Annotated in this window: 20 protein-coding genes and 2 tRNA genes; 7 read left to right on the top strand and 15 right to left on the bottom strand. The window is 66.2% G+C overall.

Annotated features, from left to right (window positions below; translation table 11 throughout):
- Positions 1–10: 10 nt before the first annotated feature.
- Genes EWE75_RS02150 through EWE75_RS02140 form a run of 3 tightly spaced genes read right to left on the bottom strand, consistent with a single transcriptional unit; the run spans position 11 to position 4613 of the window.
- Positions 11–1579 carry a GspE/PulE family protein gene (locus tag EWE75_RS02150; RefSeq protein ID WP_427915759.1) on the bottom strand — a complete coding sequence of 523 codons (1569 nt, stop codon included), beginning with the start codon at positions 1577–1579 and terminating at the stop codon, positions 11–13.
- Positions 1576–3786, bottom strand: a complete 2211-nt coding sequence (gene gspD / locus EWE75_RS02145; RefSeq protein WP_130155048.1) for a type II secretion system secretin GspD — start codon at positions 3784–3786, stop codon at positions 1576–1578. Before gspD ends, EWE75_RS02150 begins: the two co-directional genes overlap by 4 nt.
- On the bottom strand, positions 3783–4613 hold the full coding sequence (locus EWE75_RS02140; protein WP_130155047.1) for a type II secretion system protein N: 831 nt from the start codon (positions 4611–4613) through the stop codon (positions 3783–3785). The genes gspD and EWE75_RS02140 overlap by 4 nt, the downstream gene beginning before the upstream one ends.
- A 136-nt stretch (positions 4614–4749) precedes the next feature.
- Between EWE75_RS02140 and EWE75_RS02135 the strand changes: the two genes are divergently transcribed.
- Complete coding sequence (locus EWE75_RS02135) at positions 4750–5418, top strand: prolyl hydroxylase family protein (RefSeq protein ID WP_130155129.1); 669 nt, start codon at positions 4750–4752, stop codon at positions 5416–5418.
- A gap of 110 nt (positions 5419–5528) precedes the next feature.
- Here EWE75_RS02135 and EWE75_RS02130 read toward each other — a convergent pair.
- From EWE75_RS02130 to lon, 3 genes are all read right to left on the bottom strand, one after another.
- Positions 5529–5603 (bottom strand) — tRNA-Val (locus tag EWE75_RS02130).
- Positions 5604–5741: 138 nt separating this feature from the next.
- Positions 5742–6014: an HU family DNA-binding protein gene (locus EWE75_RS02125; protein WP_093223901.1), complete on the bottom strand. Its 273-nt coding sequence runs from the start codon at positions 6012–6014 to the stop codon at positions 5742–5744.
- A 148-nt stretch (positions 6015–6162) separates the two neighbouring features.
- Positions 6163–8589 (bottom strand): endopeptidase La, encoded by a 2427-nt coding sequence (gene lon / locus EWE75_RS02120; protein WP_130155046.1) that lies wholly within the window; start codon positions 8587–8589, stop codon positions 6163–6165.
- A 93-nt stretch (positions 8590–8682) separates the two neighbouring features.
- Between lon and EWE75_RS02115 the strand changes: the two genes are divergently transcribed.
- The gene (locus tag EWE75_RS02115; RefSeq protein WP_130155045.1) at positions 8683–10395 is read left to right on the top strand and encodes a M1 family metallopeptidase; all 1713 of its coding nucleotides are present in this window, start codon (positions 8683–8685) and stop codon (positions 10393–10395) included.
- Between the two features lie 52 nt (positions 10396–10447).
- Positions 10448–10987 carry a PH domain-containing protein gene (locus EWE75_RS02110; protein ID WP_130155044.1) on the top strand — a complete coding sequence of 180 codons (540 nt, stop codon included), beginning with the start codon at positions 10448–10450 and terminating at the stop codon, positions 10985–10987.
- Positions 10988–11037: 50 nt separating this feature from the next.
- Here EWE75_RS02110 and clpX read toward each other — a convergent pair whose 3' ends face one another.
- The 5 genes from clpX to EWE75_RS02085 form a co-directional block, all read right to left on the bottom strand.
- A complete protein-coding gene (gene clpX, locus EWE75_RS02105) occupies positions 11038–12306 on the bottom strand; it encodes an ATP-dependent Clp protease ATP-binding subunit ClpX (RefSeq protein WP_130155043.1) in 1269 nt (422 codons plus the stop codon).
- A 244-nt stretch (positions 12307–12550) separates the two neighbouring features.
- Positions 12551–13270: an ATP-dependent Clp endopeptidase proteolytic subunit ClpP gene (gene clpP, locus EWE75_RS02100; protein WP_130155042.1), complete on the bottom strand. Its 720-nt coding sequence runs from the start codon at positions 13268–13270 to the stop codon at positions 12551–12553.
- Between the two features lie 93 nt (positions 13271–13363).
- A complete protein-coding gene (locus tag EWE75_RS02095; protein WP_130155041.1) occupies positions 13364–14305 on the bottom strand; it encodes a glycosyltransferase family 2 protein in 942 nt (313 codons plus the stop codon).
- A gap of 68 nt (positions 14306–14373) precedes the next feature.
- A complete protein-coding gene (gene tig / locus EWE75_RS02090) occupies positions 14374–16017 on the bottom strand; it encodes a trigger factor (RefSeq protein WP_130155040.1) in 1644 nt (547 codons plus the stop codon).
- Positions 16018–16076: 59 nt separating this feature from the next.
- A tRNA-Leu gene (locus EWE75_RS02085) sits at positions 16077–16161 on the bottom strand.
- A 136-nt stretch (positions 16162–16297) separates the two neighbouring features.
- On the opposite strand from EWE75_RS02085, the gene EWE75_RS24880 reads away from it, so the two are divergent.
- On the top strand, positions 16298–16474 hold the full coding sequence (locus tag EWE75_RS24880) for a hypothetical protein (RefSeq protein WP_165388239.1): 177 nt from the start codon (positions 16298–16300) through the stop codon (positions 16472–16474).
- A complete protein-coding gene (locus tag EWE75_RS02080) occupies positions 16471–16677 on the top strand; it encodes a hypothetical protein (RefSeq protein WP_069205879.1) in 207 nt (68 codons plus the stop codon). Before EWE75_RS24880 ends, EWE75_RS02080 begins: the two co-directional genes overlap by 4 nt.
- 40 nt (positions 16678–16717) lie before the next feature.
- On the opposite strand, the gene EWE75_RS02075 is transcribed toward EWE75_RS02080, so the two are convergent.
- The 4 genes from EWE75_RS02075 to EWE75_RS02060 form a co-directional block, all read right to left on the bottom strand.
- A complete protein-coding gene (locus EWE75_RS02075) occupies positions 16718–17335 on the bottom strand; it encodes a hypothetical protein (RefSeq protein WP_130155039.1) in 618 nt (205 codons plus the stop codon).
- A gap of 11 nt (positions 17336–17346) precedes the next feature.
- Complete coding sequence (locus EWE75_RS02070; RefSeq protein ID WP_231708158.1) at positions 17347–18525, bottom strand: M48 family metallopeptidase; 1179 nt, start codon at positions 18523–18525, stop codon at positions 17347–17349.
- Complete coding sequence (locus EWE75_RS02065; protein WP_165388238.1) at positions 18522–19271, bottom strand: hypothetical protein; 750 nt, start codon at positions 19269–19271, stop codon at positions 18522–18524. Before EWE75_RS02065 ends, EWE75_RS02070 begins: the two co-directional genes overlap by 4 nt.
- Before the next feature lie 108 nt (positions 19272–19379).
- Positions 19380–19808 carry a response regulator gene (locus EWE75_RS02060; RefSeq protein ID WP_130155038.1) on the bottom strand — a complete coding sequence of 143 codons (429 nt, stop codon included), beginning with the start codon at positions 19806–19808 and terminating at the stop codon, positions 19380–19382.
- Positions 19809–19948: 140 nt separating this feature from the next.
- On the opposite strand from EWE75_RS02060, the gene EWE75_RS02055 reads away from it, so the two are divergent.
- Together EWE75_RS02055 and rsmD are read left to right on the top strand one after the other, a co-directional pair.
- Positions 19949–21298: a pseudouridine synthase gene (locus EWE75_RS02055; protein WP_231708157.1), complete on the top strand. Its 1350-nt coding sequence runs from the start codon at positions 19949–19951 to the stop codon at positions 21296–21298.
- A complete protein-coding gene (gene rsmD / locus EWE75_RS02050) occupies positions 21298–21834 on the top strand; it encodes a 16S rRNA (guanine(966)-N(2))-methyltransferase RsmD (protein WP_130155037.1) in 537 nt (178 codons plus the stop codon). The genes EWE75_RS02055 and rsmD overlap by 1 nt, the downstream gene beginning before the upstream one ends.
- Positions 21835–22254: the final 420 nt, after the last annotated feature.

Here is a 22254-nt window from a genome sequence, read left to right as displayed (position 1 = left end):
AGGTTGCGCGTTAGTCACGGCCAGCGACCTCAGCTTCAGGCAGCAGCGGCGCTTCGACATCCGCCATATCACGCCGCGACACGCGTACCGCCTCCTCCGGCGTGGTTTTGCCCTCGCGCACCAATTGCCGCGCCGCCGCGCCAAGGTTCTGCGCGTGGAGGAACGCATGGCGCGCGATCAGCGATTCGTCGCCGCCGTCGTTGATGAGGCGGCGTAAGGTCTCGTCGATCCGTACCGCCTCGAACACGCCTATCCGGCCCTTGAAGCCGCTGTGGCTACACTCGTCGCAGCCGACCGCCTCATAGACGACCGTGCCGGTATCGAAGCCGAGCAACGCCGACACCGATCCCGACGCCTGCACCGGCCGCCGGCAGTGCTCGCACAAGCGCCGCACCAGCCGCTGCGCGATCACCGCGCGCAGCGTCGAGGCGAGCAGGAACGGCTCGATCTTCATATCGCGCATGCGGGTGATCGCGCCGACCGCGTCGTTGGTGTGGACGGTCGACAGCACGAGATGCCCGGTCAGCGAGGCTTGGACCGCGATCTCGGCGGTCTCGCGGTCGCGGATTTCGCCGACCATCACCACGTCGGGGTCTTGCCGGAGGATCGCGCGCAAGCCCGCCGCGAAGGTGAGGCCGACCTTGGGGTTGACCTGCGTCTGGCCAACGCCATCGACCGCATATTCGACCGGGTCTTCCACCGTCAGGATATTGCGGGTGCCGTCGTTGAGCAGGCGCAACGCGGCGTAGAGTGTCGTGGTCTTGCCCGATCCGGTCGGCCCGGTGACGAGGACGATGCCGTTCGGCTCGGTCAGCGTGGCCTTGAGCATCGCATTCATCGCCTCGGTCATGCCGAGCACGTCGAGCGTGATGCCGGCATTCTCCTTGTCGAGGATACGCAACACGACCCGCTCGCCCGCGCGGCTCGGCAAGGTCGAGACGCGCACGTCGAGCAGCTTGCCCCCCAACGTCAGCCCGATGCGACCGTCCTGCGGGATGCGCCGCTCGGCGATGTCGAGCCGCGCCATCACCTTGACGCGGCTGACCACCACCGGCGCGACATGCGGCGGCATGCGCAGCGTCTCGCGCAGCACCCCATCGATCCGCATCCGCACGACCAGGCCAGTCTCATAGGGTTCGATATGGATGTCCGACACGCCGTTGCGCGCGGCATCGGCGATGATGCCGTTGATGAGCCGGATCGCGGGCGCATCGTCAGCGGTGTCGAGCAGATCGTCGGCGGTGGGCAAATCACCGGCGAGGATGTCGAGCTCGCCCGCCATGCCGATCCCGCCCGCCGCCATCGCCGCCGCCTGCCCGTCCATCGCGTAACGATCGGACAGCAGGCGATCGAACGCATCCGCCGGCACGATGCCGATATCGAACGGCTGGGCGAGATGCCGGCGTAGTTCGAGCAGCACCTTGGGATCGCCACCCTCGCGCATCGCGACCGAGAGATGCCCGTCCACGGCACCGCCGAGCACCACGCCGAAGCGCCGCGCGAACGCATAGGGGATGGAGACGATGCCGGCGGGCAGCGGTGCGGGTTCGGCAAGGTCGAGCACCGAGTCCATCGTCATTTCTCCGGTCGGACGATCTGAGTCGAGTTGCGCACCACCGGCACGCCGATGCGCGGGTCTTCGATGTTGCCGGGCACCGGCGCGCTCGGGATTGGCGGGGCCGCGCCCATGTAATCGCGCACCAGTTGGTCGATCGACGGCTCATCGACCGGGTTCTGCTGGCCCTGTTGGAGCCGCAGATAGCCGTAGCGCTGCGCGGTGAGGCGCTGCGTGTCCTCCGGCGTGCGCAACACGGTCGGGCGGATGAAAATCATCAAATTGGTCTTGGTGCGCTGCTTCGCCTTGGAGCGGAACAACTGGCCGAGCGCGGGAATGTCGCCGAGCAGCGGCACCTTCTCGATCGTGCGGCGCTCGTCGTCGCTGAGCAGCCCGCCGATGATGGCGATCTGGCCGTCATCGACCGTCATCGTCGTCTCGACCTCGCGCTTGTTGAGGATCAGGTCGCTGTTGTCGCTGGAGACCGGCCCCGCGATCGAGCTGACCTGTTGATGCAGGATCAGCTTGATCGATCCGCTCGAATTGACCTGCGGGCGGACCTGCAACTGAATGCCGACGTTCTCGCGCTGGACGGTGCGGAAGGCGTTGTCGAAATTCTGGCTGAGCGCCTGCCCCGTCGTGACCGGAATCTCCTGCCCGACGAGGATTCGCGCTTCCTGATTGTCGAGCGTGGTCAGCGATGGCGCTTGCAGCAGGTTGGAAGTGGTGTCGGACTTCACCGCGTTGATGATCGCGCCGAAGATCGCGTTCTTGCCGATGTTGAACGCGCCGCCGCCGAACCCGCCGGTGGCGCCGAGGATGGAGGAGAGCGCGGACTGGGCGAGCGTATCGCTCACCGCGTTGTTGGTGGTGGTAACGGTGGTGTTGCCGTTGACCGTAGTCGTGGTGGTAGCGAGCGAGCGAGCGCCGACCGCGCCGGCGATGGTCAGCAGATTGGGCGCGGAATTGCTGTAACTGGTCGCGAAGGTCGGCACGCCACTGCCCGGCAGCCCGGCGAGGAGGAACTGGACGCCGAGCTTGCTTGCGGTTGCATCCGACACTTCGGCGACGATCGCCTCGACCAGCACCTGTTCGCGCCGCGTATCGAGCTGGCGCACCACTTCGGACAATTGCCGCTGCACCTCGGCGGGCGCGGCGATGACGATCGCATTGGCACCGGCGAAGCGCGTGACGACAGCGGCGGTCTTGCCACCCTCGGCGGTGACCGCAGCTTGCGTCGGTGCGGTCCCAGCCTGCACCGGCTGGTTCTGTGGAGGGACGATGTTGGTGTTGGGCGTACCGGCGCCGAATCCGCTCGATCCGCTGCCGCTGGTGCCGCCGAAGGTCGATTGCGAAAGCTGCTGGGTCTGCACCGGCGTCGGCGCTTGGCCGACGAGTTGCTGGAGCACCGGCAGCATTTGCTCGGCATCGGCGTTTTCGAGGAAGATCACCTTGATCTCGGTGCCGTTCTTGGCGCGCGCATCGAGATCCTGCGCGACCGCCGCCAGCCGTGCGACGCTCGCCGCATCGCCACGCAGCGCCACCGCGTTCGAACTGGTAACCGCGACGACGCTCACTGCCGAAGGGCTGCCGGGTTGCGCCGATCCGCCGCCGCTCGTCTGCCCGGCCAGCGCCTGCAAGGCGGTGGCGATCTCGCGCGCGCCGGCGTTCTTGAGTGCGATCACGCGGGTGGAAGCGTTGTCGGTGTCGATCCGGCGCAGCACTTCGCGGACGCGGCGCACGTTATCGGCGAAATCGACGATCACCACCGAATTACCGCCGCGATTCGCCGTCACCGAGCCTTGCGTGCTGACGAGCCCGCGCACCGTATCGACCGCCGAGGCGGCGTCGATCGCGCGCAGCCGCACGATCTCGGTGACGAGGCTGTTGCGCGCCGCGCCATTGGTGCCGACCCGGCTCGGCTGCGATGCGGCGTTGTCGATCGGTTGGATGCGGAACGCGCCGTTCGAGGTCGGCACCGCGACGAGGCCGTTGGCGCGCAACGTCGAAAGGAACACCTCGAAATATTCGGAACGCGACAGCGGTCGGTCGGTGACGACCGTCACCTTGCCCTGCACGCGCGCGTCGATGATGAAGGTCCGCCCGGTCACCCGCGCGGCATCGGCGATGAAGGCGCGGACATCGGCATCGCGCACGTTCATCGTCGTCTGCGCGGCGATCGGACCGACGCAGGCGAGCGCGAGCAGCGGGGCAAGGATCAGTTTGTTCATGGACCTGCTATCGTGATGGCGAGCGGCAGCGTCTGGCTGCCGCGTTCGACCGTAATCGAGAGGGTGCCGCCGCCGGCGAGTTGCCCGCCGAGACGTTCGAGATCGCCAGCCCCGCTGACCGGCCGGCCGTTGATCGCGGTGACGACATCACCGTCGCGCAGGCCCGCCTGACGGAACGCGGTCGCGCCGCCCTGCGGCCGCACGACGAGACCGCTCACGCGCCCGCCATCGACACGTGGGATGATGCCGGTTTCGGCGCGAAGCTGCGAAAGCGTGAGGCCGGTCGGCTGCGCACCCGGCGTTAACAGCGGCGCGGAGGGCGGCAGCGGGGCTGGCGGCGGTGTGCTGCCGGCATCGCCTTGCGCGAGGAACAGCTCTTCGGTCGCACCGCCACGGTCGATCGTGACGTGATCGAACGCGACCGCCTTGAGCGTCGCGCCGGGTGCGACCTCCTGCCCGACCGCGATGCTCTTCTGGACGCCGTCCGGCCCGGCGATGATCGCCGAGCCGCCGCCCATCGCGCCGTCGATCCGCGTACCGAACAACGTCAACTGGAGCGAGGTGACGGTCGACGGTTGCGCGTCGCCGCCCGAGAGGCGGAAGAACGGATCGAAGCTGCGCAGCACGTCCCCCGGCGCGCCGGGCACCGAGACTCCGACGGGCCGCCAGTCGCCGAGCGGCGCGACCGGCGTCACCACCGCCCACACCAGCCGCGCGCATTGCACCGCCAGCACCGCGATCAGCGCCAGTTCGGCCGCCGAATAGACCGTGACCCGGGGCAGCCGGCGCAACAGCGCCCGGGCGCGCGGATCGAGAACCAATCGCATTCCAAAAATCCACCCCGGCACCCGCCGTACCGCTAGGGACAGCGTGTTACAGTCCCGGGGCGATCGTGTGAACCTTTTCCGCGTGTGCGCCGCACACTGGCAGGCGGCGTGTGCTTTTGGCTACAGCGCACGGACCATGCACACGATCGATCCCCCCGTACCCCGCTTCGGCTCCGGCGAACCCTCGGCCGGGATCGCCGCGCATCTTGCCGCGCAGCCTGAGGTGCAGCGCGTGCCGAACCCGAAGGTTATGCTGTTCCTGCGCCGGCACTTCCTCGACGCGGAAACCTGCGCGGCGCTGTGCGCGCGGATCGACGCGGTGCGCCGGCCATCCACCCTGACCGACCACGACGGCGATTCGCGCTATCGCACCAGCGAGACCGGCGATCTCGATGCCGCCGATCCGCTGGTGGCCGCAGTCGAGGCGAAGCTGCTCGCGCTGACCGGACTCGACGGCGCACATGGCGAGCCGATGCAAGGGCAACGCTATGCGGTCGGCCAGGAGTTCAAACCGCATACCGACTATTTCACGCCGACCGGCATCGACTTCGAGCGGTTCTGCGGCGTCGCCGGCAATCGCACCTGGACCGCGATGATCTATCTCAACGCGCCCGAAGCCGGCGGCGCGACGCGCTTCAAGGCGATCGACAAGATCATCCAGCCCGAGACCGGCAAGCTCATCTTGTGGAACAACCGCCGCGCGGACGGCACGCTCAACCCGGCGACGATCCACCACGGCATGAAGGTGCGCGCGGGCACCAAGTATGTGATTACCAAGTGGTTTCGCGAGCGGCGGTGGGGATGATGCGTCGCCCCGGCGAAGGCCGGGGCCGCTGTGTTTGGACCACCCGTTCCGCCAAGATATCTAGCGGCCCCGGCCTTCGCCGGGGTGACGGAATTCCATGCCGTCGGGCATGGTGGGCGCGACAGGGATTGAACCTGTGACCCCACCCGTGTGAAGGGTGTGCTCTACCGCTGAGCTACGCGCCCATCGCCTTGGCCCCGGTGGGACCGCGATGCTTCATTTGGCTTTCGCCAACGAAATAGGGCGGCTCGTCGCCGCCCTGTTCCGTGCCTCTTAAGACAGGCCATCGGGGCTTGTCCAGCCCCTCCAGCCGATTCGGATCGTCAGTTCACCGAATCCTTGAGGCCCTTGCCCGCCTTGAACTTCGGCTGCGACGATGCCTTGATCGTCATCGGCTCGCCGGTGCGCGGGTTGCGGCCGGTCGACGCCTTGCGCTTGCTCACCGAAAACGTCCCGAAACCGACCAGACGAACCTCATCGCCCTTTTTGAGCGCCTCGGAGATCGCGTCGAACACCGCCTCGACCGCCTTGCTCGCATCGCCCTTGCCGAGACCGGATGCGTCGGCAACCGTGCCGATCAACTCCTGCTTGTTCATGCCCGCGGAACCCCCGTTACAATGGAAACTGATTCTCGGCTTGAAAGCCGGTGTTCCAGTAACGACAGGCGGGCCGGGGCTGTCAAAGCAAAATGCGATAAACCTCGCTAAAACGCGGCGGAATTTCGTCCTTCCGCCGCGTTAACGATCAGTGGCGACGTTCGCCGCCGATCGGGGCGACACCCGCTGGCGGCTGCGCGGCGAGATCATCTTCCTCGGTCCAGGAGATCGGCTCGATCGGCGCGGTGAGCGCGAGGCGCAGCACCTCATCGACATGGCTGACGGGAATGATCTTGAGGCCGTCGCGGATGTTCGCCGGAATCTCGGCAAGATCCTTCTCGTTCTCCTGCGGGATCAGCACCGTGGTGATGCCGCCGCGCAGCGCCGCGAGCAGCTTCTCCTTCAATCCGCCGATCGGCAGCACGCGGCCGCGCAGCGTCACCTCGCCGGTCATCGCCACTTCGCGCCGGACGGGAACTCCGGTCAGCGTCGAGACGATCGAGGTGACGATACCCACACCCGCCGACGGACCATCCTTGGGCACCGCGCCCTCGGGCAGATGGATGTGGATGTCCTTGCGCGCGAACAGGCTGGGCTTGATGCCATAGCTCGGCGAGCGCGCCTTGACGAAGCTGTAGGCGGTCTCGATCGATTCCTTCATCACGTCGCCGAGCTTGCCGGTCACCTTGGCAGCGCCCTTGCCGGGCACGGTGACGCTCTCGATGGTCAGCAATTCGCCGCCGACTTCGGTCCAGGCGAGGCCGGTAACCGCACCGATCTGATTCTCCTCTTCGCCGAGGCCGTGGCGATATTTCTTCACACCCGCGAAATCCCCGATGTTGTCGGGCGTGATCGTGACGGTCACGTCCTTGCCTTCGAGAATGCGGCGCAGCGCCTTGCGCGCGAGCCTTGCGATCTCGCGTTCCAGCGTGCGGACGCCCGCCTCGCGCGTGTAATATTGGATCAGCGCGCGCAGCCCCTCGGTGGTGAGCGTGAACTCACCCGGCTTGAGGCCATGCACCTCGATCTGCTTGGCGATCAGGTGGCGCTGAGCGATCTCGACCTTCTCGTCCTCGGTATACCCCTCCAGCCGGATGATCTCCATGCGGTCGAGCAGCGGCTGCGGCAGGTTGAGCGTGTTCGCCGTCGTCACGAACATCACATCCGAGAGGTCGATATCGACTTCGAGGTAATGATCCTGGAACTTCGCGTTCTGCTCGGGATCGAGCACTTCGAGGAGCGCCGAGGCCGGATCGCCGCGGAAATCCTGGCCGAGCTTGTCGATCTCGTCGAGCAGGAACAGCGGGTTGCTGGTGCCGGCCTTCTTGAGATTGGTGACGATCTTGCCCGGCAGCGAGCCGATATAGGTGCGCCGGTGGCCGCGAATTTCAGCTTCATCGCGCACACCGCCCAAAGATTGGCGAATGAACTCACGCCCCGTCGCCTTGGCGATCGACTTGCCGAGGCTGGTCTTGCCGACGCCGGGCGGGCCGACGAGGCACAGGATCGGCCCCTTCAGCTTGTTGGTGCGCGCTTGCACCGCGAGATATTCGATGATCCGGTCCTTGACCTTCTCGAGCGCATAATGGTCCTCATCGAGCACCGCCTGCGCCGCCGAAATGTCGCGCTTGATCTTCGACTTCTTGCCCCACGGCAGGCCGAGCAGCACGTCGAGATAGTTGCGCACGACGGTCGCCTCGGCGGACATCGGCGCCATCGTCTTCATTTTCTTGAGCTCGGCGGTCGCCTTGCTGCGCGCTTCCTTGGAGAGCTTGAGCGTGGCGATCTTCTGGGTCAGCTCGGCGATTTCGTCGCCCTCGCCTTCCTCGCCTTCATTGCCGAGCTCGCGCTGGATCGCCTTCAACTGCTCGTTGAGGTAATATTCGCGCTGGGTCTTCTCCATCTGGCGCTTGACCCGGCTCTTGATCTTCTTCTCGACCTGCAGAACGCCGAGTTCGCCCTCCATGAAGGCATAGACCATTTCGAGCCGCTTGCCCGGATCGGTCTCGACCAGCAGCGCCTGCTTGTCCGACACCTTGACCGAAATGTTGGCGGCGACCGAATCGGCGAGCCGGCTCGGCTCCTCGATCTCGCCGAGTTGCACCGCGGTTTCCGCCGGCAGCTTGCGGTTGAGCTTGGCGTAATTTTCGAACTGATCGACCACCGAACGCATCAGCGCGGCGATTTCGTGCGCGACCTGCTTGCTGGCGGCGTCGAGATCCTCTTCGCCCTCAGCACCTTCCACCAGCTCGACCGACGCGGTCAGATGGCCCTCGGCGGTGTCGAGATCGGTGAACTTCGCGCGCTTCTTGCCTTCGACCAGCACGCGCACCGTGCCATCGGGCAGCTTGAGCAATTGCAGGACGGTGGCGGTGACGCCGATGTCGTAGAGATCGTCGCGGTCGGGATCGTCCTCAGCCGGATCGAGCTGCGCGACGAGGAAAATTTCCTTGTCGGCAGCCATCGCCGCTTCCAGCGCAGCGACCGACTTGTCGCGACCCACGAACAGCGGCACGATCATATGCGGGAACACAACGATATCGCGCAGCGGCAGCACAGGGTAGATTTGGGTCATGAACACTCCGAGGGGCGCAAGCGACGCGCCTTGTTCTTCCTTATATGGTGCGCAGAGCGCTTCCATCAATCGTCGTTCTCCGATCGTCGCGGCATGAGGGTTTGTACAGCGGTTTTGCCGCTCGCCGCGCTGCTGCTCGGCGCCGCCGACCTGCCCGGCCCCGGCGAGCCGGCGCTGACGCCGCAGACCGCGCGATCAGGCGGGCCGGTCGATCCCGACCAGGCAAAGCTTTCGTTCGAGGCAGCCGATCTGCGCTTCGAGGTGTTTCCCGCAGAGGAACGCATCGCCGGCGTGGCGACGCTGACCTTCACCGCGCGCGCGCCGCTTACGCGGCTGCTGGTCGATCTCGACCGCAACCTGCCGGTGCGCGACATCGCGATCGACGGCGTGGCGCTGCCGGCGAGCGCATGGGCCAACCCGGACGGCAAGCTGGCCATCACGCTGCCGCATCCCCTCGTGGCGGGCGGGCGCGTGGTCGCGCGTATCACGTACGCCGGCACGCCGCATGTCGCGGTGAAGGCGCCGTGGGACGATGGCTTCGTCTGGGCCAAGACCCCCGATGGCCGCCCGTGGGTGGCGACCACCGCCGAGGGCTATGGCTGCGACCTGTTCTGGCCGTGCCTCGATTTCCCGACCGGACGGCCCGGCGCGGCGACGCTGCACATCACCGTGCCGGCTGGCCTGAAGGCGCCCTCCAACGGAAAATTGCTCGGCGTCGATACGCTCGCCGACGGGCGCACGACCTGGAATTGGCGAGTCAAACACCCCAACACCTATGGCATCGCGCTCAACATCGGGCCGTATGAGCAACTGTCGGGCAGCTACAAAAGCCGGTTCGGCAACATGATCCCGTTGTTCTACTGGTATCTGCCCGGTGAAGACGCACAGGCGCGCGGGCTGTTCGCCGAGTTCGCGCCGACGCTCGATTTCTTCGAGAGCGAGATCGGCCCCTATCCGTTCGGTGACGAGAAGCTCGGCGTGGTCGAGACGCCGCACAAGGGCATGGAGCACCAGACCATCAACGCCTACGGCAATGGCTATGCCAAGGCGCCCGAGGGGTTCGACTGGCTGTTCCAGCATGAATTCGCGCACGAATGGTTCGGCAACCAACTCTCCGCCCGCGACTGGGACGATTTCTGGCTGCACGAGGGCTATGCCACCTACATGCAGCCGTTCTACGGGCGGTGGCGCGAGGGCGATGCCCGCTACGCGACGATGCTCGACGACGAGCGCAACAAGATCACCAATCTGCGCCCTATGGTGTCGGGTGCCTCCCGCACCGAAGAGGATGTTTACCGCGTCGATCGCGGCGGGCCGGGGCAGGACATTTATTACAAGGGTTCGTGGATGCTCCACACCCTGCGCTGGCTGATCGGTGACCGCGCGTTTCGAGAGGTGACTCGGCTGGCAGTGTACGGGCGCAGCGATCCCCGGCCGGGCAATTTCGCACCGCATTTCCTGACCAGCGCTGGCTATCAGGCGATCGTCGCGCGGGTGACCGGCAAGGATTATGGCTGGTTCTTCGACGTCTATCTGCGCCAGGCCGGGCTACCCGATCTGTTGAGCGAGCGGAGCGGCGGGACGCTGAACCTGCATTGGGTGGCGCCGGGCGGGCGCGTCTTCCCGATGCCGGTGACGGTGCAGATCGGCGACCGGTCGGTAAGGCTGGCAATGGCGGACGGCACCGGGCGGATCGCAGCGCCGGCGGGCGCGCATGTCGTGATCGATCCCGATGCTCGGGTGTTGCGCCGTTCGGCGGCGCTGGAGGCGTTTCAGGCGTGGCGGGATGCGCAGAAGGCGCGGTGAGGTCGGGGCCTAGTTGGTCTCGTTACACACAAGTAGGCTCAGGGGGAGAATTATGAGCAATACAATTTCAAATCACCTATTGCCGGGTGAAAAGATCGTGTGGACAGGCTCCCCCGGCACCGGACTGATTCTACGACCGGTCGAGATTTTTTTGATCCCTTTCAGCCTCTTCTGGGGCGGCTTCGCGCTATTTTGGAATATTCAAGTTTGGACAACCGACGCTCCACTTGAGTTCAAGCTCTTCGGAATTCCATTCTTGGTGATGGGCGTCTACGTCATTGTCGGCAGATTTCTTGTCGATATCGCAGTCCGCCGGTCGATCACCTATGCGGTAACCGATCAACGCATCCTGATCTCCCGATCCGGCTGGTCGAGTTCGATCAAGTCACTTGATCTTGCGCGCCTACCGGCACTTGAATTGCAAGAGAAGACAAACGGAACCGGCTCGATCCGGTTCGGCGCGGCGCAGTCTTTCTTCGTAAACAACGGGTTTGGGACTTGGTCGCCCGCCTTTGATGCGACTCCGCAATTTCAGCAAATCGAAAACGCCAGATCCGTTTACCAACTCATCCAACGAACGACGTCAAAATAGGCAAGCGAGCAGGCGGCGGAACTTCAAAGCCCCGCCGCCTCTCCATACGGTCAGGCCGCCCCAGCCCCCGCCTTGTCCTTCTTCGCGTAGACGCGGATCGGTTCCTTGCGGCCTTCGATCACGTCCTTGTCGATCATCACCTCGTCGACGCCGTCCATGCCGGGCAGGTCGAACATCGTGTCGAGCAGGATGCCTTCGAGGATCGAGCGCAGCCCGCGTGCGCCGGTCTTGCGGTCGATCGCCTTCTTGGCGACTTGCGTCAGCGCGTCGTCGGTGAAGCCGAGCTTGACCGTCTCCATGTCGAACAGCTTCTGATACTGCTTCACCAAAGCGTTCTTCGGCTCGGTCAGGATCGTCACCAGCGCGGGCACGTCGAGATCCTCGAGCGTCGCGATCACCGGCAGGCGGCCGACGAACTCGGGGATGAGTCCGAACTTGAGCAGATCCTCGGGCTCGACCGCCTTGAGCGTCTCACCGGTCCGGCGTTCCTCAGGCGAGGCGACATAGGCACCGAAGCCGATCGACTTGCCCTGCAGACGGTCCCCGATGATCTTCTCGATGCCGCTGAACGCGCCACCGCAGATGAACAGGATGTTGGTCGTGTCGACCTGCAGGAATTCCTGCTGCGGATGCTTGCGGCCACCCTGCGGCGGAACGCTCGCGGTGGTGCCTTCCATCAGCTTGAGCAGCGCCTGCTGCACGCCCTCACCCGACACGTCGCGCGTGATCGACGGGTTCTCGGCCTTGCGGCTGATCTTGTCGATTTCGTCGATGTACACGATGCCGCGTTGCGCCCGCTCGACGTTATAGTCGGACGCCTGGAGCAGCTTGAGGATGATGTTCTCGACATCCTCGCCGACGTAACCGGCTTCGGTCAGCGTCGTCGCATCGGCCATCGTGAACGGCACGTCGAGGATTCTAGCGAGGGTTTGGGCGAGCAGCGTCTTGCCGCAGCCGGTCGGTCCCATGAGCAGGATGTTCGACTTGGCAAGCTCGACATCCGCGCCCTTCTGGCCGTGGTTGAGGCGCTTGTAATGGTTGTGCACCGCCACCGACAGCACGCGCTTGGCGCGCTTCTGGCCGATCACATAATCGTCGAGGACGTCGCAGATTTCCTGCGGGGTCGGCACGCCGCCGTCCTTCTTCGAGACCAGAGCGGACTTGGTCTCTTCGCGGATGATGTCGTTGCACAGCTCGACGCACTCATCACAAATGAACACGGTCGGCCCGGCGATCAGCTTGCGCACTTCGTGCTGCGACTTGCCGCAGAAGGAGCAATACAGCGTGCTTTTCGAATCGCCGCCACTCAGCTTGGTCATAAAATCTCGTGTCCCAATGCCCCTTGTGGGGACGAAAGCATAACAGACTAGGCGCGTTTCTGGCTATCGGGCAATGCCGAATATCGCTTCAGCCCGGCGGTTACGGCCTGATGAGCGGTGATATGGGCACAGTTTGCGGCGTAACAAGCGGCGCGGCACCGCCTGTCAGGTCGGTCATATCCCGGACGAAGGAAGCCCCCCCACCGCCGTAGACCGGCGACGGGGCGCTCCCCCGAACATGGCCTCAGACGGCGGGCAGCGCCGGCGGAGTGCTGCCGTCTTCGGCGATCGCTGGGCGCTTATCGAACACCTGATCGATCAGCCCGAACGTCTTCGCCTCGTCCGCCGACATGAAATTGTCGCGGTCCATCGACTTCTCGATCTCCTCCAGCGTCTTGCCAGTGTATTTGGCGTAGAGCGAGTTGAGGAAATGGCGCATCCGCAGAATCTCGCGCGCCTGGATCTCGATGTCGCTGGCCATGCCCTGCGCACCGCCCGAGGGCTGGTGGATCATGATCCGCGAGTTGGTCAGCGCCACGCGCATCCCCGGCTCGCCCGCCGACAGCAGGAAGCTGCCCATCGACGCCGCCTGCCCGATGCAGACCGTGCCGACGCGCGGCCGGATGTACTGCATCGTGTCATGGATCGCCATGCCCGCCGTGACGACACCGCCCGGCGAGTTGATGTACATGAAGATGTCCTTCTTCGGGTTCTCCGACTCAAGGAACAGAAGCTGGGCGGTGATGACCGAGGCCATGTGATCCTCGACCCCGCCGGTCACGAAGATGATCCGCTCGCGCAGCAGCCGCGAATAGATGTCGAAGCTGCGCTCGCCGCGGTTCGATTGCTCGATGACGATGGGAACGAGGCCGGCCTGGGTCGGCTGGCCCTGATATCCGGGGGCGACAAGCCCGGCCGCGCTGAGGGGAGCCATGAAATCGCCGGTGTCGAACGGGTTGCGCATGATGATCTGTACGTCCTTTATGCCCTTGCGGTCGCCTACATCGGCACTCCGTCGGGACTTGGCAAGTGCGCCTCGCGCGGTTGGCGCGATCCGCTAACCCTCGCGGCGTTCCACGCCCGGCGCGCGGTGCGAGAGATAGGCGAGCCGGCGCATCTCACGGCGGCCGCGCACCACCGTGTCGAGGATCAGCCCGGCGAACAGGCAGAGCGCCGCGAGGATCATCAGGCCGGTCACCATTACTGCCGTGGGCAGGCGCGGCACGAGATGCGTGTGCATGTAGGTGATGACCAGCGGCACCGCGAGCAGCACGCCGATCAGCGCCAGCGCCACACCGATCGCGCCGAAGAACAGCACGGGGCGCTCGATCCGGTAGAGCTGGACGATGGTGCGCAGGATGCGGAAGCCGTCGCGATAGGTGCTGAGCTTGGAGGCGGACCCTTCCGGCCGCTCGTAATAGGGTGTCGCGACCTCGGCGACCGGCATGCGCAGTTCGAGTGCGTGGACGCTGATCTCGGTCTCGATCTCGAACCCCGCCGACAGCACCGGGAAGCTCTTGACGAAGCGGCGTGAGAACACCCGGTAGCCTGACAGGATATCGGTGAAGCTGCGCCCGAACAGCCGCGCGAGCATGCCGGTCAGCACCGCATTGCCGAAGCGGTGGCCGCGCCGATAGGCCGCGTCGATCTGGGTGATGCGCGCGCCGACGATCATGTCGAGCTGTTCGTCGAGCACGCGGGCGACCATCGCCGGCGCCGAGGCGGCGTCATACGTCGCGTCGCCATCGGCCATGACATAGACGTCGGCATCGACATCGGCGAACATGCGGCGCACGACCGCGCCCTTGCCCTGAATGCGCTCGGTGCGGACGATCGCGCCGGCGGCGCGCGCGACCTCGACTGTGCGGTCGCGGCTGTTGTTGTCGTACACGTATATGTCGGCGCCGGGCAGCGCGGCGCGGAACCCCGCCACCGTCGCGGCGATCGCGGCTTCCTCGTTATAGCAGGGGAGCAGGACGGCGATGCGTGGTTCTGACAAGTCCCGCCCCTAATCGCTCAACGCTGCTCAACCCCGCCGCGTGTGGTCACGCGGCGGGGTCGTGCGGCTCAGGCCTCGGTCTTCTTGGCGGCGGCCTTCTTGGCCGGCTTCTTGGGCTCGGCGGTGGCTTCGCCCGCTTCGGCTTCGGCCTTCGGCGCAGCCTTCTTGGCGGCTGGCTTCTTGGTCGCAGCCTTCTTCACCGGCTCCTCGGCGGTCGCTTCGGCCGGGGCCGGCTCGGCCGAATCATCGGCCTTCAGCTCGGTCTCGTCGGCATGGTCATGATCGTCGCCGTGAGCGTGATCGTGGTCATGGCCTTCGTGGTCATGCTCATCATGGTCGTGATCGTGATGCTCGTGGACATGCGTGCCGCTGGCGAAGCCGTCTTCGCTCTCGATCGCTTCCTGAAGCTCTTCGCGCGTCACTTCGCGATCGGTGATCTCGGCCTTCTCGAACAGGAAATCGACAACCTTGTCCTCGTACAGCGGCGCGCGGAGTTGGGCTGCCGCCATCGGCTCCTGCTGGATGTACTGGAGGAAACGCTGACGATCGTCCGCGTTATACTGCTGGGCGGCCTGCGCGATCAGCCGGTTCATCTCGACCTGAGTCACTTCGACGCCGTTGGCCTGGCCGATCTCCGACAGGAGCAGGCCGAGGCGAACGCGCCGCTCGGCGATCTTGCGGTAATCGTCGCGCTCTTTCTCCATCTCTTCGAGCGCGGCGGCCGGATCGGCCTCGTGAGTCGCTTCGTGCTGGAGCTGCTGCCAGATCTGGTCGAACTCGGCCTCGACCATCGTCGGCGGCACTTCGAAATCATGGCCCTCGGCGAGCTGATCGAGCAGCTTGCGCTTCATGTGGGTGCGGGTGAGGCCGTTGAGCTCCTGCTCGATCTGGCCCTTGAGCAAGCCCTTGAGCTGTTCGAGGCTCTCGAGGCCGAGCGACGTGGCGAGCGTGTCGTCGATGACGGTCTCGCCCGGGGTCTGCACCTTGGTCGCGGTGATCTCGAACGTGGCGGGCTGGCCGGCGAGGTTCTCGGCCGGGTAATCCGCCGGGAAGGTCACGTTGAGAACGCGCTCTTCACCGATCTTCACGCCGACAAGCTGGTCCTCGAAGCCGGGGATCAGGCGGCCCGAGCCGATCTCGACGCCCATGTCGGTGCCGGTGCCGCCATCGAAGGCGACGCCATCGGCGGTCTTGCCGACGAAATCGACGGTGACGAGATCGCCCTGCGCGGCTTCATGGTCCTCGGCGGCGTCGTCCCACTTCTTCTGCTGCTCGGCGAACTTGGCGACCTGCGCATCGACTTCGGCGTCACCGGCCGGCACCGTCAGGCGCTCAAGCTTGAGGCCGTCGATCGCGGGCGTGGGCACGTCGGGCAGGACTTCGAGCGAAACCTTGACCTCGGCATCCTTGCCAATCTCGAAACCTTCATCGAGCGCGACCGACGGCTGGATCGCCGGACGCAGCCGCTGTTCGGCGATCAGCGTCTGGATGCCTTCCTGGATCGCCGAGTTGAGCGCGTCCTGAGTCAGCGCCGGGCCATGCATCTTGCGGACGAGATTGGCGGGCACCTTGCCGGGGCGGAACCCGGGCATTTTGATCTGCGGCGCGACGCGCTTCAGCTCGGCATCGACTTTCGAATCGATCTCGGCGGCCGTGATGGTCAGGGTGTAGGCGCGCTTGAGCCCCTCGTTGAGCGTCTCGACAGTCTGCATGGGTCTTCTCAGGCCTCTTCACGAATCAGAATCGCGGCGCCCCTGCATGCGGCGGCGACTGGTGCGGGCGAAGGGACTCGAACCCCCACATCTTGCGATGGCAGGACCTAAACCTGCTGCGTCTACCAGTTCCGCCACGCCCGCACAGGACACCGTCGGGTGTGGGGGGCGTCTATAGCAAGGATCGGCGGCGGGGCAAGCCACGGAGTCACGCGCGTGGAATCTTCGTGAAACTTCGCGCGGGGCCGGTTCGTTTGATGTCGGACAGAGGAGAAACCCGATGGCAACCACACCCCCCACCGAACTGCCCCCGCAGCCGAGCCAGCCCGGTACACCCGAGACCGCACCGCCCGAGGTGGCGCCGGTCGCCCCGGATATCGATGTGCCGGCACCAATGCCGACCAGCGACCCGGCGATCGCGCCCGGACAGCCCACCGACCTCGGAGATTTCGCATGAGCGGCGCGCCCGAATCCCCCGATGCCTATCCGCCGCGCAAGGACGACCGCAGCGATCTCCAGCAGATCGTCGAGGCGCGCAAGGACGCGGTCGAGCGTGGTGAAGGCGGCCCGGAACCCGATCCGCTCGCGCGGCAAGGTGAGGCCGACGGCGTCGGCGGCACCGGCGGCGTGGTGAAGAATCAGGATGACGACGCGCAGTAACCTGCGCTGACCGCCACCCCGGACTCGCGCCGGCATGACGTCAGGATTGGGGCGGCGCTCCGATCCGCGCGCTGGCGACGAGCGCGCGGAAGCCGGCGATGTCGCGGTCGTAATAATAGATGTCGGGCGCTTCGAAGGTGGCCATGTAGAGCTTGCCCGCGATGATCGCGGCATAGCCCTCGCCCTTGCGGCGCACGTCCTCGTTCGGCCGCGTGAAGCTGTAGGTGAAGGTAACACCCTTCGCGCCGACGAAGGCGCAGGGCGCGACGCTCTCGATCGTCATCAAGGGCGTGGCGAGCGCGATGCGATAGCTGTTTTCCAGCAGCGCCGGAATATCGGTCAGCAGCATCGTCGCGCTGAAACGCGGCAGCGGCTTCACGCGCTTGCTGACTTCGCGGAACAAGGTGCGGTCGGTCTCGATCCCGCCGTAGAAGGTGACATCGTTCAGGCCATCGCCGTCGAGCGTCCACGTCTCCGAATTTCGGCCCGGTCGCGCGCCCATCTTGTTCCACTCGCGGTCGGGCAGGATCGTCAGCGCCGATTTGGCGACCGCGACGGCCTGCCCCTTGGCGATCAGTGTGTTGCCGGCACTCGCCGGCGCGGCGCACATCAGCAGGGCCGGCACGATCAGCGCGGATACGGCGTTTCTCAAGGTCATGGTTTGAGCCTTCATGGCAACAGGGTCTGGATCATCGCGTGGTCGGGCGCATCGGGGCGCAGCGCGAGGTAGCGTTTGAGCGCGTCAACGCCGTGCGCGTCGCCGCCGCGAAGTTGCGCAAGGCCGAGCCCGCGATACGCGTCGGCATTGGCGGGATCGAGCGCGATCGCCTGCGTGTAGAAGGCAGCCGCCGAGACGAGATCGCGCGGATTGCCGCGCGTGCGGTAAAGATCGCCGCGCGCGCAGAGCAGTTCGGCATCCCAGGTGTCGCCGGCGAGCTGGCCGAACAGATATTCGGTGCCGCCGAAATCGTTGAGCTTGATCTGGTCGGCGAGGAACGCGCCGCGCAGCGGCTTCACCGCCGTCTGCAACGGCTCCCGACCGGCATCCCCCTGCCCCATCCCCGCGACGAGCGTGCGCAGATAGGTCGCGCGTTGGAGGTCGGTCGGATGGCTCGCGAAGAACGACAGACGATCGTAGCGGTGGCTTTTCTGCTTGCGGCCGAACGCGGTGGCGTCGGCCTCATCCATCGCGCGGTTCCAGATATCAGGCAGCGCATTCGGATCGTAGCCGGCGGCGATCATGTACTTCGCGCCGAGCAGGTCGGCCTCGCGCTCCTCGTCGCGGCCGAACGCGAACATCGATCCGACCGCCGAATTGGCGACATTGATGGCGGTGCTGCGGACCTGATAGGATGCGCCGCTGGCGGCGACCACGCTCATCCACGCCACCACATCGGTCATCGAGCGGGTGTGCTGGAAGCGGTGCAGACTGTGCCGCTGTTCGAAATGCGCGAATTCATGGCCGAGGATGGCGGCAAGTTCGGCCTCGTCCCGGACCCGGACCAACAGCCCGGAATTGACCACCATCATGCCGTTGGGCGCCATTGACGCGTTGAACTCGGGATTGCGCACCACATAGATGCGCGCGCCCCGGCAGCGATCCGTGCCGACGGTCCGGCACAGCACCGCGCGCACATACTCCGTGAGCGCCGGTTCCTTGAGCACGAACGCCGAGTCGCGCAGCCTGCGCTCGGCCTCGTCGAGTTGCATCCACAGCCCGCGTTCGTCGACGGTCTGTGGCTCATAGGCGCCGCTATACGGCGGCAGCGGTTCCTTCGGCGCGCTCGCCGCGACACCGAACACCGCCGCCGCGCCGAGCAGCGCGAGCCGGCGCAGGCGGGAGGTCACTGCCCGCTTGCCGTGGCGATCTGCGCGGCGGGCGGCGTGCTGCCCGGAAAGTTCTCCAGCAATTGGCGCACCCGCTTCTGCGCGCCTTCGACGGTGCGGACATCGCCGCCCATCGCCTGATCGGCGTTGAGCCAGACGAGATCGCCGCTGTGCAGATCGACCAGCCCGGCATAGCCGCGATGTTCGCCAGACTTTACCTGGACATAGGCCATCGCCGCGAACACCTGCAGGAATTTGCGGCCAGTCGAGCCATATTGGTCCTCATCGAAGATGAAGAGCGCGTAATCGCAGCCGGTGCCCTTGGCGATCTCGGCGACGCCCGGCCCCATCGTCCATTCGAACGCGCCTTTGCGCTTCTTGGTGGGGAGGCGGTTGCCGGGGAAGAATTGATACTCGATCACCGAATCGGCCAGCACCGAGAACAAGGCGCGGTAGCCGGCGAACGTCGCGGCGGCGGGGCCGATCGGTTCCTGGGCGACGATCACCTGGTTGCCAAGCTGCTGTTGCGCGGCGTCGAGCGCCGCGCCGAGATTGTCGCGCGCCTGCTGGGTCCAATCGGCATTCGGCTCGAACATGCCGCCGGTCGATTGCGCGCCGACCTTGATGGTCGGGCGGATCAGCAAAATCCTGGTCGAGCCGGGCCGCAAGGTGAAACCGGGCTTGTTGCCCGATTTTTCCTGCGCGAACGCAGTCGACGACGCCAGCAGGCAAAGAACGGCCATCGCCGCAGACAGTGTATGTCGCATGCATCCCCCCGGATCGCGATGTTCCCGCATCGCAGCCGGGGCTTACGGGATCAGGGTGACGTCTGCAACGGTGTTCGGCGAATACACGCGGCGCCGCAGCTTCGACTTTCAGTCGGCCTTGAACAACGTGAACCCGCCCGGCAGGCGCTTAGGCAACTTGCCCTCGATCACCATCTCGACCGCAGCGATCGCGCCGAGCAGGTCGCGCTGCGCATAGGGTTTGGCGAGGCAGCCCACCGCCACCGCCTGCCCGCCCATCGGGCATTCGCCGGTCACGAACATCGCCGGCACGCCCGCCTCATGCGCCACGCGCGCCACGTCGATGCCGCTGCCGTCGGACAGCCGCACGTCGACCAGCACCAGATCGACATCCTCCGGGCGGCGCAACACGGCGAGCGCATCGGCGACGCGATCGACCGTCGCGACGATCTCGAACTCGGCTTCGCGCAGGAAATGCTCGGTATCGAAGGCGACGAGCGGCTCGTCCTCGACAATGAGCAACCGACTGATCCGCCGCTTTTTTCGCCCGAACAGCATGCCCGGTTGTCCTGCCTTCCCTGACCGCATCGACGCGGTTGACGCGTCCTCGTTACGGATGCGTCTCTTAACGCGCGGTGTCCGAATCGGTCGCAAGAAATTTTGCGCGCGCGCACAGCGAAATTCGCTATAGGATCGCGGTGCAACGCCCTACTTCCAAAACGCCTTCGGACTCGCAACCGCGCTCCGACCAGCGCATCGCCAAGCTGCTCGCCCGCGCGGGCATCGCCTCGCGCCGCGAAATCGAACGCATGATCGCGGACGGTCGCGTCGCGCTCAACGGCACCGTCATCGACACGCCGGCGACGATTCTCGCCTCGCTCGACGGAATCACCGTCGATGGTGCGCCCGTCGAGGCGCCCGCGCCGGCGCGGCTGTTCCTGTATCACAAGCCGCCCGGCCTGCTCGTCACCGAGCATGATCCCGCCGGCCGCGCGACGATCTACGACCGATTGCCCAACACGCTGCCGCGCGTGATGCCGGTTGGGCGGCTCGATCTCGCCACCGAAGGTCTGTTGCTGCTCACCACCGACGGCGAGCTGAAGCGCCAGCTCGAACTGCCCGCGACCGGCGTGCAGCGCGCCTATCGCGCGCGCGCTTACGGCCCGATCACGCAGCAACAGCTTGAAGAGCTGATCCACGGCGTCGAGATCGAGGGCGTCCGCTACGGCTCGATCGACGCCAATCTGGAACGGCGCACCGGCGCCAACGTGTGGATCGAGATGATCCTGACCGAGGGCAAGAACCGCGAAGTGCGGCGCGTGCTCGACTATCTCGGCCTCAAGGTCTCGCGGCTGATCCGCACGCGCTACGGCCCGTTCGTGCTGGGCGATCTCGCCCCCGGCGCGGTCGGCGAGGTGCGCGGGCACGATGTCGCCTCGTTCCGCAAGAACCCGACTCGACTCGACCTGCCGCAGCCGGCGCGATCACGGTCGACGGAGCCGATCCGCATGCTGAGCGACGAGGGCCGTCCACAACGCTCTCCCTCGCCCCGCTTGCGGGGAGAAGGTCGGGGAGAGGGGCAAGCCGCGTCTGCGGCGCCAAAGACTCGCAGCCCCGCCGCACCCCGCATCACCCGCGAAACCGCCGCGCGCGCAGACCGCGCCGCCTTCGCCGACGCGCCGCGTCCGGCCCGCAAGCCCAGCGCACGGCCAGCGAGCGCAGCCAGCCAGCCACGCGACGCCGCCAAGCCAGCCCCCCGCCGCGCCGCCACGACCAGCCCGGCGCGCGAGTCCACCTGGTCGCCCCGCGACAGCCGCCCCGCCGAGGATCGCCCCGCCACCCCGGCCCCGATCAAGCCCAAGCGCTTCTACGACGCCAAGCCCAAGGCCGGCGCCCCTGCTCCGGCACGCGGCGAGGGCACCTCGCGCGCACGCCGCACCGCGACCGACCCGCGCCCCAAGCGCGAAGGCGCCCCCACCGACCGCCCGACGCCGCCACGCGGCCCGGCGCGCCCGTCCAAACCCCGCCCGACACGGACCCGTAAGTAATGCGTATCATCGCTGGAGAATGGCGCGGCCGCGCGCTCATCGCCCCCAAGGGCGAAGCCACCCGCCCCACCGCCGACCGCGTGCGCGAGGCATTGTTCTCGATGCTGACCAGCCGGCTCGGTAGCTTCGAAGGGCTCGCGGTCGCCGATCTGTTCGCCGGCTCGGGCGCGCTCGGGCTGGAAGCGCTGTCGCGCGGTGCCGCCTCATGCCTGTTCGTCGAACAGGACAAGCCCGCGCTCGACGCGCTGCGCACCAACATCGCCAAGCTCGGCGCGAAAGCCGATGTGCGCGCGCAATCGGTGATGGCGCTCGGCGTCGCCCCCAAGCCGCTCGACGTGATCCTGATGGACCCGCCCTATGACAGCGGCGCCGGCGCGGTCGCACTCGACAAGCTGGCGCGGCTCGGCTGGGTCAACGAAGCGACGCTGGTGAGCGTGGAGACCGCCAAGCGCGAACCGCTGGAGGTGGGAGGCTTCGTCGAGGATACCAGCCGCGTGTTCGGCAAGGGGCGGATCACGCTGCTGCGGCGGGGGTAGCCGAGGCGAGCGCGTGCGGACTCCGGCTGAAAGATAAAAGATACTATGGGTTTCAACGCCGTCATTGCCGATCGGATCGGAGTTGGAATGGTCATCTCGGGATTGATGACGATGCCGCTAATCGCGTCTACGCATCTTGCGACCGCCTGGCATTCGGTAGCGCTTGTAGCCGCTCTGATTGTGACGATCAGCGGCGGGCGTCTGCGGTCGCGTGCTCGGCGTTACCGCGAAGCGGCGGACAGGCAGCGGCTTTAACGTGACTATGTCTCCGCCAAACATACTCGCTGCTCAACGTTTCATCGATCTCGTAACGAAATGCGAAGCCCCTTCGATCGATTTGCTCGCGCGAGTTTTGGATGAGCTTGTCCTAAGCTACCACGACACACCTGTCGGCGATCCCGATGAGAGCGATGAGCAGCC

The sequence above is a fragment of the Sphingomonas populi genome (assembly GCF_004208535.1).
In the GTDB taxonomy this organism is placed as follows: Bacteria; Pseudomonadota; Alphaproteobacteria; order Sphingomonadales; family Sphingomonadaceae; genus Sphingomonas; species Sphingomonas populi.
Note: the sequence above shows the minus strand (reverse complement) of the source record. Positions and strands in the feature narration are given on the sequence as shown.